This is a genomic window from Sorangiineae bacterium MSr11954 (genome assembly GCA_037157815.1).
Taxonomy (GTDB): domain Bacteria; phylum Myxococcota_A; class Polyangia; order Polyangiales; family Polyangiaceae; genus Pendulispora; species Pendulispora albinea.
In genome coordinates, this window is record CP089984.1 from 4,226,651 (window position 1) to 4,238,984 (window position 12,334).

Annotated in this window: 6 protein-coding genes; 4 read left to right on the plus strand and 2 right to left on the minus strand. The window is 70.6% G+C overall.

The annotated features are described in order from the left end of the window. Positions 1-8: 8 nt before the first annotated feature. From LZC94_16655 to LZC94_16670, 4 genes are all read left to right on the plus strand, one after another. Positions 9-722, plus strand: a complete 714-nt coding sequence (locus LZC94_16655) for a PspA/IM30 family protein (protein ID WXB18856.1) — start codon at positions 9-11, stop codon at positions 720-722. Further along, on the plus strand, positions 722-1,798 hold the full coding sequence (locus LZC94_16660; protein WXB18857.1) for a hypothetical protein: 1,077 nt from the start codon (positions 722-724) through the stop codon (positions 1,796-1,798). Before LZC94_16655 ends, LZC94_16660 begins: the two co-directional genes overlap by 1 nt. Before the next feature lie 155 nt (positions 1,799-1,953). Then, on the plus strand, positions 1,954-6,024 hold the full coding sequence (locus LZC94_16665) for a protein kinase (protein WXB18858.1): 4,071 nt from the start codon (positions 1,954-1,956) through the stop codon (positions 6,022-6,024). A gap of 188 nt (positions 6,025-6,212) precedes the next feature. Further along, positions 6,213-10,301 (plus strand): protein kinase, encoded by a 4,089-nt coding sequence (locus tag LZC94_16670; GenBank protein WXB18859.1) that lies wholly within the window; start codon positions 6,213-6,215, stop codon positions 10,299-10,301. Here the strand turns inward: LZC94_16670 and LZC94_16675 are convergent. Both LZC94_16675 and obgE read right to left on the minus strand, forming a co-directional pair. After that, positions 10,195-11,289, minus strand: a complete 1,095-nt coding sequence (locus tag LZC94_16675) for an EscU/YscU/HrcU family type III secretion system export apparatus switch protein (GenBank protein WXB18860.1) — start codon at positions 11,287-11,289, stop codon at positions 10,195-10,197. The genes LZC94_16670 and LZC94_16675 overlap by 107 nt on opposite strands. A 16-nt stretch (positions 11,290-11,305) precedes the next feature. Continuing rightward, positions 11,306-12,325: a GTPase ObgE gene (gene obgE / locus LZC94_16680; protein WXB18861.1), complete on the minus strand. Its 1,020-nt coding sequence runs from the start codon at positions 12,323-12,325 to the stop codon at positions 11,306-11,308. Between the last annotated feature and the right edge of the window lie 9 nt (positions 12,326-12,334).

Sequence of the window (12,334 nt, forward strand, 5' to 3'; positions counted from 1 at the left end):
GTGAGCTCATGGGAATCTTCGACCGGATGGGAAAGGTCATCTCGAGCAACGTGAACAGTTTGCTCGACAAAGCGGAGGATGACCGCAAGCTCCTCGATCTCACGGTCGAGGAAATGGCCGAGCAGCTCAAACGCGGGCAGAAAGAGGTCATCTCGGCGGTTGCCAATGAGAAGCAGCTGAAAAAGAAGCGCGACGATTTGGTGGCCGAGGCCGAAAAGTGGGAGCGCCGCGCCGAGCTCGCCCTCAAGACCGGCGATGAAGCCCTCGCACGCGAAGCGTTGAAGCAGAAGAAGCGCGTCACCACCGAGGCGGACAACGTGGAGAAGGCTCGGGTCGAGCAGCGCAATCATGCGCTCGACTTGAAGGCCGAGTTCGAGCGCATGGAGCAAAAGCTCGAAGAGATCAAGATGAAGAAGTCGACCATCGCGGCCCGCGCGGAGCAGGCGCGCTCGGGCACCGAGGGCCTCGGCGCACGAGGCGGCTCGAACGCCTTCGAGAACTTCCGGCGCATGGAGGAGAAGATCGAAGGCCGCGAGGCGCAGAACAGCGCGATGGCCGAGGTGGAAGAGGCCCTCGGCGGCGGCGAGAAGGCGCGCGATCTCGAGGCCCGCTTTCGCGATCTTGAGCGCGGCACCGGTGGATCGGGCGCCAAGGAGAGCAGCGCGGGCGCGTCCGACATCGACGACGAGCTGGCCGCGCTGAAGAAGCGCATTCGGGTTTGATGACCGAAAAGATCGTCATCTGTTGTCGGATGTCGGCCGCAGGGGCCCGCGGGTACCTGGTGCGCGCCCGAGAGCTCATGCAGCGCGCCGAGGCCTTGGGCGCCACCCTCGTCTCGTGGTCCGCATTGAGCCTGGCGTTCGCGTGGGATTCCGACGCCATCGAGGAGGCGATCCACCTCGCCATCACCGCCGACGAGGACACACCGTCCGGGGACGAGCCCTGGGCATGCGGCATCGCGCAAGGAGAGATGGAGCCGCTCGCCACCACCGCGCAGCGCGCCGATCTCGCGTGGGGTGAGCCGCTGGTCGTGGCCTTGGGCCTCGCGCGCATGGCCCGCGGCGGAGAGGTGCTCCTGCACGCCAGCGTGAAGGCCGCGCTCGAGGGGCTGCTCAACACCTTGGCGCCCCGGGTCGATTCCGACGGCGGCGTGGAGGTGATCGGCGTTCCGCTCGACGTCGACCATCCCTGGAAGCGCGGAAGGGGCGGGCAAGTGCCGCCGTCGCGCAGCATGCGCGCCGTGCTCCCGGCTCCGCCCGCGGTCGTTCCCGTACCGCGTCCGCGCAAAGCGTCCGTGCTGGACGAGGCCAACGAGGCCAGCGAGGCCAGCGAGATTGACCCGGCGGACGCGGAGTCGTTGGCGGCGCGGCTGACACAGCTCGCGCGCGAGGCGCTCCTGAGCGGCGACGCGCAAGCGCTGGAGCGCTGGAGCGCAGGGCTCAAGGCCACGGGCGAGCGCGATTCGCTGGCGAACCGCATGCACGCCATGGCGCGCCTTTCGCGCGGCAAGGTGGGCGATGCGCTGCGCGCATTGAAGCAAGCGCGCCGCGACGTGGATGGCGGCCCCTCGTCGGCGCGCTGCCAAGCGGCGCTCGCGCTCGGCGTGGGCTTGTCGTTCGCAGGTCGCTACGACGACGCCTTGCTCGAGGGCCTCGATGCGCTGGCCCGCGCGCGCGAGGGCGGCGATGACGATGCGACACAGGCATGCCTGGCGTTTTTGGCGAAGCTGTTCGCGCGGGTGAACCGTGCAGAGGATGCCGCCGTCTTTCGCGACGCCGTACGCGCATCGCGCGCCTAGTCGAATCGAAAATAGCTAAATTAGTTAATAGTTAAGGGCCGGATCGCGCCAATCGTCCGGGGTGCGGGCTGCAAATCACGCCTGTGCCGTCCATCCGGGCGACGTTGCCGTAGAATGAAGCGCGTGTAAGTTGCCCATCTTGGGGAGGCGCCACGATGAAAACGGACAACCGGGTGGGTCGGCGAGGCGTGCGTCCGAGGCGGCGGCACGCTCGCGTCGAGGCGCTCGGCAGCCCTGCGACCGATACACTGTCGATCCGCCGCGGTGATGCTTCCTCCGCGCTGTCGTCCTCGTCCACGGGCAAGAGCGCCGCGCCGGGCGAAGGTTGGCGCGCGGATTCCACGCTCCCCTCGGCGGCGGAATCGGGGCTCGCGGCCCCAGCGCCAGGTCAGCGGTTCGGCGGCATCGACCGCGAGCGGTTCGAGCTCCTCGAGCGGCTGGGCGGCGGCGGCATGTCGGACGTGTTCCTCGCGCGCGACACGGTGCTCGACCGCAACGTGGCCATCAAGTTTTTGACCGATGGCGCGCTCGGCACCGAGCCCGCGCTTCGTCGCATCCAGCAAGAAGCGCAGGCGTGCGCCCGGCTCAATCACGAGAACATCGTGCGGCTCTTCGACATGGGCACCGATCGGGGCCTGCCCTTTCTCGTCATGGAGCACCTGGAGGGCGCCTCGCTGGACGCGCTCGTGCGCCGCGATGGCCGGATGGACACGCACGGCGCGGTTCGCATCCTGATCGATGTCGCCAAGGGCCTCTCCCAAGCGCACCGCGCGGGCATCGTGCACCGCGATCTCAAGCCGAGCAACGTGTTCATCACCAAGGGCGGCGCGGTGAAGATCCTCGACTTCGGGGTGGCGCGGATGACCGAGCAGCCCGCGGCCCTGGACGGCGGCCTCTCCGGGACACCCCAGTACATGTCGCCCGAGCAGTGGAAAGGGGAGGCGCAGGATTGCCGCACGGACATCTGGTCCGCGGGGATCATGCTGTTCGAGCTGCTCACGGGAGAGCGGCCGTTCCATGGTGCGGCCTTGGAGGAGCTGCGCCGGCTCATCGTCTCCACCGAGCCCGCGCCCTCGCTCACCCAGGAGCGCCCCGATCTGCCGGAGGAAGCGGAGCGGGTCGTGCAGCGCGCCCTCGCGAAGGAGCCGAGCGAACGCTTTGGCACGGCCGACGAGCTGCTCGACGCCTTGGTGGCGCTCGAGCTCTCGCTCGCACCGGCGGCCCGCGCCCCGCGTCGCTCGACCGTGTCGCCCCGGCCCGAGCGCCGCCAGACGACGGTGCTCTCGTGCTCGTTCCACGATTCGCTCGAGCTCCCGGGCGAGACGGGGCTCGACGAGCTGGGCGAGTCCTTCGCCGACGGCTTCGAGATCTGCGCCACCACCATCCGCGAGCTCGAGGGCACCTTGGTGTCGTCCTTGGGCCCGCGCATCGTGGCGTGTTTCGGCTATCCGGTCGCCCACGAGGACAGCGCCCCGCGCGCCGTTCGCGCCGCCCTGCGCATCGTCGCGGCCTTTCAGCGGCGCGCGCGGCGCGGCGGCGCGGGGACCGTGCGCATCGGGATCGCCACCAGCCACGCCCTCGTCACCCACTCCGACATTGCGAGCGCGCCCTTCATGCTCCAGGGCGACGCGCTGCACGTGGCGCACTGGCTCGAGCAGCGCGCGGGGGAGAACGCCATCCTCATCGGCCGCGCCACCCAAACCTTGGTGCGCGGACAGTTCGATCTCGAGCCGCTGGGCGAAGCCACGCCGGAGGGCGCCCAGAGCCCCATGGCCCTCTTCCGCGTGCTCCGGCCCAAGGACGTCGCCTCGCGCTTCGACCCCGTCGCGGCGGGCGGCGCGCTCACGCCCTTCGTCGGTCGCGCGCGCGAGCTCGAGGTGCTGCGAGGGCTCTGGAACGATGCCAAGGACGGCCACGGCCGATGCGTGCAGATCGCAGGCGAGGCCGGGATCGGCAAATCGCGGCTGCTCGAGCGCTTTCTTCAGTCGGTGGCGGCGGCGGATGCCGACGAGGAGGCGCGGAGCACGGACGATCTCCCCATCGTGGTGCGCTGCCAGTGCTGGCCCCATTTTCAGAACAGCGCCCTCCAACCCATCATCGAGGGGCTCGCGCGCCAGCTCGGGCTCCGCGCGCTCGACCCCGAGGGCGACCACCTGGCCCTCCTCGAGCAGGCGCTCACGGAGATCGATCCCGCGCTTCGGGAGCACGCCCCGCTCCTTTGCGCCTTCTGCGGCCTTCGAAACGAGGACGGCGAGCCGCCTCCGTCGCTCGGCCCGGACGCGTTCCGGCGCCGGCTGCTCGACGCGCTCTTGGCGATCTTCTCCGGCTTGGCCAGCGGGAGGCCCACCATCGTGATCGTGGAGGACGCGCACTGGAGCGATGGCGCGACCCTCGAGCTCCTGAACGTTTTGTGCACCAAGGCGGCGACGGCGCGGATGCTGGTGATCGTGACCGCCCGCACCGAGCTTCACGCGCCGTGGCAGGTGCCGCGGCTCGAGCTCACCCGGCTCTCGGCCGACGAGACCGCGTGGCTCATCGCGTCCGTGGCGCTCTCGAGCGAGGGGCGGCATTTGCCCCGGCCCGTCGTCGAGCGGCTCGTGCAGCGCGCGGACGGCGTGCCGCTCTTCGTCGAGGAGCTCACGCATTGGGTGGTCGAGGCGCTGGGCGCGATGGAGCCGGGCCATGGCTCGATGGCCCTCGACGCCTTCGTGTCGCACGCGATCCCCGCGACCCTCGAGGGCCTCTTGCGCGCGCGCCTCGATGCGCTGCCCCAAGACGGCCGGGACGTGGCGCACCTCATCGCCGTGCTGGGGCGCGACGTGCCCTTCGAGCTCGTCCGAGCCACCTCGGAGCTCGACGAGGAGGCGCTTCGCGTGGGGCTCCGGCAGCTCCTGGAGGCCGGCATCCTTCGCCAGCAGGGCGACGGCTCGGAGGTGCGCTACACCTTTGGCCATGCCTTGGTGAAAGAAGCGGCGTACCAGTCGCTGGTCAAGACCAAGCGCCAGCACCTGCACCGGCGCGCCGCCGAGGTGCTGCTCGAGCGCTTCCGCGACTTCGTGGAGCAGCACGCCGAGCTCTTGGCCGGGCACTTCATGGAGGCGGGGTGCCACGAGCGGGCCGTCGGCTACTTCGAAATGGCCGGCCAGCGCGCGCTGCAGCGGGCCATGAACGCCGACGCGGTGGCGCACTTCGAGCGCGCGCTCGCCGAGCTGCGCATGCTGCCCAAGAGCACATGGCGCGACGATCGCGAGCTGGAGCTGCTCATCCCGATCCGCGCGGCGCACGTCTTCGCGGGCAACCTCACCGGTGTTCCGGCGGACTTCACGCAGCGCTTCGCCACGCACGCCAACGGCTCCATCGATCCGGCCAAGAAGCTGCTCGCGCACGTGGCCTTCGCGGCCAGCTCGCTGATGGCCGGAAACCTGACCACGTCCTGCGAGCAAGGGCTCTCGGCGCTCGCCCTCTGCCACGCCGGCGAACGCGAGGATCCCGCGCCCACCTTCGAGGGCCTCGATCCGGTGGCCGTCAGCTCCCTGGGCCTCGTCTGGGCCTTCGGGCTCCTCGGCGAGTCGGAGCGCGCCCTCGAGCACGCGCGCGCGATGCTCCGGCGGTCGCAGCGCCATGGGCACCCACCGAGCCAAGTGGTCGCGCTCGCGCGCCTCGCCGCCTGGTACAACCATCGGGGCGACTTCGACGAGGGGCGGCGTCTGGTCGACCAAATGGCGCCCCTCTGCGCGCGCGATGGCTTCGAGGGGCCGCGGGCCATGACCAAGATCGTGCGCGGCTGGGCGCGCGTGGCCAAGGGCGATGGCGGCGGCGTGGCGGAGATCGAAGAGGGCATGGTCGATCGCCGCAAGTTCGGCGGCGAGGGGTGCCTGACTCTGTGCTGCGCGGTGCTCGCGTGGGCGCGCTGGCACGAAGGGGCGCTCGACGAAGCCATTCGCGCGCTCGACGAGGCCATGGATCTCGTCGAGCACCGGGGCGAACGCTTCTTCGAGCCCGAGCTTCACCGCTTGCGCGGCGAAGTTCTGTTCGCGCAAGGCGCCGATATGTCGCGGGTGGCGGAGTGCTTCGAGCGCGGGCTCACCGTGGCGCGCGAGCAAAAGGCGCGCACATGGGAGCAGCGGCTCGAAGAGAGCTATGCCCGCATCCGACCTTCGGGTGAAGCGCTCCGCGTCACCGGTGAGGTGCTCCCCATCGGCGAGCCACGGCAAAAATGTGGATGAGGTTTTTTGCAGCGCATCCGCCGATGAAACCCATGTGGTGCATGGCGAGGCGCGACCGCGGAATGTTGAAACGACACCGAGGGTACCAATTGCGCGCGCGGTCGACGTCGCTGATGCCTCCGTAGAATTGCACGTGTAACGTTGACATCGGACGATGCGCGTGGGGTACGCATTGCCGGAGAAGCTTCATGAAAACGGAGAACCGAGGGGCTTGGTCCGACGTAGGCCCGAGCCCGCGTCCGTCTCCTTCGACGTCGTTGCAGGCTGCTGAGGGGGTCACGGCCGAGAGCGAATCCATCCGGCACGGCGACGGCGCCGCCACGGCGTCCGGCGACACGCTCGACGTGCGGAGCGGAGGGAACGGATCCGACACGACGCTTCCCTCCGCCGAGGCTTCCGGCGCAGGAGCGCCCGCGCCGGGGCAGCGGTTTGGCGGTATCGATGGTGCGCGCTTCGAGCTGCTCGATCGGCTGGGCGGCGGCGGCATGTCGGACGTGTTCCTCGCGCGCGATACGGTGCTCGACCGCAGGGTCGCCATCAAGTTCCTCACCAACGGCGCCCTGAACACGGAGAAGTCCCTCCATCGCATTCGGCTCGAAGCGCAGGCCTGCGCGCGGCTCAATCACGAGAACATCGTGCGCCTGTTCGATATGGGCACCGACCGCGGGATGCCGTTCTTGGTCATGGAGTACTTGGAGGGCAGCCCGCTCGATACGCTCGTCCGCCAGGAGGGGAGGGTCGACGTCCGGCGCGCCGTTCGCATCTCCATCGCGGTGGCGAAGGGGCTCTCGCAGGCCCATCGCGCGGGCATCGTGCACCGCGATCTGAAGCCGAGCAACGTGTTCATCACCAAGGACGGCACGGTGAAGATCCTCGACTTCGGGGTGGCCACCATGACCGAGCGGGCGCCCAACGGGGGCGATGATAGCGTCTCGGGGACCCCGCGGTACATGTCGCCGGAGCAGTGGAGGGGAGAAGAGCAGGACGGGCGCACGGACATTTGGTCGTTGGGCGTCATGCTGTTCGAGCTGCTCGCCGGCAAACAACCCTTCCGCGGCGCGAACCTGGAGGCGCTGCGCAACATCATCGTGTCGCCCGATCCGCCGCCCTCGCTGCAAAAAGAGCGGCCCGATCTGCCGGAGGAGGCCGATCGGATCACCCAGCGCGCCATGACCAAGCGCGCCGCCGAGCGCTTTGGCACCGCCGACGAGCTGCTCGACGCCCTGGTGTCCCTCGAGCTCTCGCTCACCCAAGCCATGCGCGCCCGAAGGTTCGCCAGCGCGCAGCCGAAGCCCAGGCCCGAGCGCCGCCAGACCACCGTCTTATCGTGCTCGTTCCACGATCCCTCGGAGCTCCCCGGCGAGGCGGGGCTCGACGAGTTCGGCGAGTCGTTCGCCTTTGCCTTCGAGATCTGCGCGACCACCATCCGCCAGCTGGAGGGGACCTTGGTCTCGTCGCTCGGCCCCCGCATCGTCGCGTGCTTTGGCTACCCCATCGCCCACGAGGACAGCGCCCAGCGCGCCCTGCGCGCCGCCTCGCTCATCGTCGACTCCATCCCGCGGCACACGCACGAGGGCGGGCGGCCGTGCGCGGTGCGGATCGGGATCGGCACCAGCCACTCGCTGGTCAGCCAAACGGAGATCGCCACCGCGCCGCTCATGCTCCACGGCGACGCGCTCCACGTGGCGCAGTGGCTCGAGCAGCGCGCGCAGCCGGGCGAGATCCTGGTCGGGCGGGTCACGCAGATGCTGGCGCGGGGCCTCTTCGATCTCGAGCCGCTGGGCGAGGCCACCCCGGAGGGCACCACGCGCCCGCTCCGGCTCTACCGCGTGCTTCGATCGCGGGAGGCGCCCTCGCGCTTCGACCCGCGCGCGGCCGGCTCGCTCACCCCGTTCGTCGGTCGCCATCGCGAGCTCGACATCCTGCACGCCCTCTGGGAGGGCGCGCGGCGGGGCGGCGGCCGGTTCGTTCTGCTCACCGGCGAGGCCGGCATCGGCAAGTCGCGGCTGCTCGAGCAGAAGCTCGAACGCATCGCGAACGATCGCCACACGGTCGTGCGCTGCCAGTGCTGGCCGCACTTCCAGAACAGCGCGCTCTCCCCCATCGTCGAGGGCCTCACGCGCAAGCTCGGCCTCCGCGGCGACATCCCGGAGGCCGAGCGCATCGGCGTCCTGACGGCGGCGCTGGCGGCCCTCGATCCCGCGCTCCGCGAGCACGCCCCGCTCCTCGCGGCGTTCTGCGGGATCCCCACCGGCGAGGGCTCGCCCCAGGCCTCGCTCAGCCCGGACTTTCTCCGGAGGCGCATGCTCGACGCGCTGGTGGCCATCTTCGCGCGCATGGCCGAGCGGTGCCCCTCGATCGTGATCGTGGAGGACGCGCACTGGAGCGATGGCTCGACCGTCGAGTTCTTGGATCTCTTGCGGGCCAAGGTCGCGAGCGCGAACTTGCTGGTGATCGTCACCGCGCGGCCGGATTTCCAGGTGCCGTGGCAGGTGCAGACCCTCATGATCGGCAGGCTCTCGCCGGAGGAGAGCACCTCCTTCGTCGCGCTGGCCGCCGCCGCGAGCCACGGGCGCGAGCTGCCGCGGCCCATCGTGGATCAGCTGGTGCAGCGGACGGACGGCGTGCCGCTGTTCATCGAGGAGCTCACGCACTGGGTCGCCGACGCGATCCCGGATGCGGAGCAGCCGTCGGGCGCCGTGGCGCTCGACGCCTTCGTGTCGAGCGCCATCCCCGCCACCCTCGAGGGCCTCCTCCGCGCCCGCCTCGATGCGCTGCCGCAAGACGGCCGCGACGTGGCGCAGCTGGTGGCCGTGCTGGGTCGCGACGCCGCGTACGATCTCGTTCACCGCACCTCGGAGCTGCCCGTCGAGTCCCTCCGCGTCGGTCTGACGCAGCTGCTGGAGGCGGGGATCCTCCGCCAAGAGGGCCCTGGCGCGGCCGCGAGGTACACCTTCCGCCACGCCTTGGTGCGGGAGGCCGCGTACCAATCGCTGGTGAAGAGCAAGCGCGTGCGCCTCCACCGGCGCGCGGCCGAGGTGCTGGCCACCCATTTTCGCGACGTGGTCGAGCGGCACCCGGAGCTCTTGGCCGCGCACTTCGCCGAGGCGGAGTGCCACGATCAGGCCGTGCTCCACTTCGAGACGGCCGCGCAGCGCGCGCTCCAGCGTGCGGCCAACCCCGACGCCGCCACCCACTTCGGCCGCGCGATCGCCCAGCTGCGGATGCTGCCCGAGACCCCCGCGCGCGATCAGCGCGAGCTCGCGCTCCAGATCGCGCTCCGCGGCGCGCTCATTTACGCGGGCGAGCTCACGGTGCCCGCCGACTTCGCGCGAAGGTTCGCCGCGCAATCGGACGGCTCCATCGATCCGGCCATGATGCTCGTGGCGCAGGTCGCGCTCGCCGTCAGCTCCACCTTGGGGGGGAACTTTCCCGCCGCGCGCGATCACGCGCTCGCCGCGCGGCTCCTTTATGAAGCGCGCGGACGCCAAAATCATGCGCAGGTCTCCGAAGGGGTGGACCCCGGCTCGGTGAGCGGCCTATGCCTCGCCTGGTCGCTCCTGCAGCTCGGCGACACGGAGCGCGCGCGGGAGGCCGCGCGCAACGTGGTCGATCGGGCCGAGCGCGAGGGGTACCCCGCCAACTGCGTGCAGGCGCTCATCCATTTGAGTGCATGGTACAACCAGTGCGAAGCGTTCGACGTGGCGCGGCGCCTCGCGGACGACATGGCGCTCCTCTGCGGGGAGGACGGCTTCGAGGGCCCCTTCGCCATGGCGCAGTTCGTGCGCGGCTGGTCGCGGTTGGGCAAAGGCGATCGCCATGGCATCCGCGAGCTCGAAGAGGGCGTGAGCGGCCGGCGCAAGGCGGGCGACGAGAGCGGGATGAGCATGTGCCTGGCGGTGCTGGCGCGGGCCCGGCTTCAGCAAGGATCGCTCGACGAGGCCTTGCGCACGATGGACGAGGCCATGGCCATCGTCGAGAGCAAGGGCGAGCGCTTCTTCGAGGCGGAGCTTTACCGGTTGCGCGGCGAGGCCCTGTTCGCGAAGGGCGCCGACGCCTCGCGCGCCGAGGCGTGCTTCGAGCGCGGCCTCGCCATCGCGCGCCAGCAGCAGGCGCGCTTCTGGGAGCGGCGGCTGGAGGAGAGCTACGCGCGCCTCCGCCCCTCGCGGGTCACCGCCGTCTCGTTGGACGCGCTGGATTCGTCGGGTTCGCTGGATTCGTCGGATTCGCTGGATTCGCCGGGCTCGTCGGGGTCTCCGTCCGAGCGCGCACGATGACATCGGCCGCCGCCTCGTAGAGCGCCTCGGGGATCGCTTCGCCCACGGGCAGGCCCGAGAGCAAAATCGCCAAGCGCGCGTCCTCCACGACCGCGATCGCGTGCTCGCGGGCCGTTCGAACCACGTCCTCGGCGCGGCCGCCCTCGTCGCGGCCCAGCAGGATCGGCGCCCGATCGCCCTGGCGGTAGCGCAGCGCGCACGCCAGCTGCGGGCCGGTGACGACCACGGTGGCCTCGCGCACCCCGGCGCGCGTGATCTGCGCCATGCGCTCGAGGTGGGCGCGCGCGCGCGCGGCCTTCCACTCCGGATCGCCCTCGCTCTCTTTGCGCTCGCGCGCCACGTCTTCCTTCGACATGCGAAGGCGCCGGAGCCAGCCCCGGCGACGGATCCCGAGGTCCAGCGCGCCCAGCGCGAGCCCCACGATCGCCGCGTTGCGCGCGAGACGAAGCGCGATGGCGGCGCCCGCGGCCCCGATGGCCTCGGGTCGCTCCGCGAGCACGGCCATGTCGCCGGCGTGCGCGCGCAGCCCGAGGTACGTCAAATACGCGATGACCGCGGCCGAGAAAAAGGCGCGCGCCGCCGCGAAGAGGTGCTCGCCCGCGAGCAGCTGCCGGGCGCCATCGAACGGGTGCAGCCGCCGCAGATCGGCGGCGATGCGTCGCATCGTGAGCACGCCGCCCGTTTGCACCACCGTGGCCGCGACGGCCGTGATGCCGGCAGCCACGAGCACCGGCACCGAAAAGAGCAGCACCGGCCGCGCCAACGTCCACGCATCGACGTCGAGGGCCTGCGCGTCCGAGGCGCGCGCGATGGCGTCGCGGATGGCGCCGGCCGACCAATCCTTCAGCGCGTGGGCGGCGGCCGGGATCATCAGCACCGCGGCGAGGAATGCGAGGGACTGCGCGGCGTGGGTGCTCGCCCCGCTGTCCCCTTGGGCGCGCGCGCTCCGCAGCCTCCGCGGCGTCGCCTCCTCGGTCTTGCCGCTCACGTCCGCTCGGAGCCGCTCATGACTCTGCGGGCTCGTCCGCCTTGGTCTGCAGCTTGTGGAGGGCGATCACGATGTCGCGCACCCCTTCGCCCGTGGCGGCCGACACCGGGTAAAGCTCGAGGTTCTTCTTGCGAAAGTGCTCGCGGATCTCCGGAAACGCCTCGCGCACATGGGGCAGATCCATTTTGCTCATGGCCACCACCGCCGGCCGCTCGGCCAGCACCGGATCGAACTGGCGCAGCTCGTGGAGGAGCGCCTCGTAGTCGGAGATGGGGTCGCGGCCCTCGCCCGGCTCGACCGAAATGAGGTGCAGCAAGGCGCGCGTGCGCTCGACGTGCTTCAAGAAGCGAATCCCGAGCCCCGCGCCTTGGGCGGCGCCGGGAATGAGCCCCGGGATGTCGGCGATGACGAAGCTCGCCTCCTCGCCCACGGACACGACGCCCAGGTGGGGGGTCAAGGTCGTAAAGGGGTAATCGGACACCTTGGGCCGCGCGCGCGAGCACGCGCGGATGAAGGTGGACTTTCCCACATTGGGGAAGCCGAGCAGGCCCACGTCGGCCAGCACCTTGAGCTCGAGCCGCAGCTCCCGCTCCTCGCCCTCGCCCCCCGGCTCCGCGCGCCGCGGTGCGCGATCCTGCGAGCTGGCGAAGTGGATGTTTCCACGCCCGCCACGCCCGCCGCGCACCACCACGGTTCGCTCGTTCGGCCTGTCCAGATCGAAGAGGCGCTCGCCGGTGCTCTTGTCGAACACCTCGGTGCCGACCGGCACACGGCAGATGAGATCCTCGCCGCCCCGGCCATAGCAGTCCGATCCCATACCGTTCTGGCCATCCTGGGCCTTCAAGGTCCTCGCGTAGAGGAGGTCGAGCAAGGTCGACAGGCCGGGGTCCGTCACGAAGACGATGTCACCCCCTTTGCCGCCGTCACCCCCCGCGGGACCCCCAAAAGGGATGTACTTTTCCCGGCGAAATGCCACACACCCGTTCCCCCCGCGCCCGGCCACCACTTTGACTTCACAGCTGTCGACGAACTTCACGCGTATAAG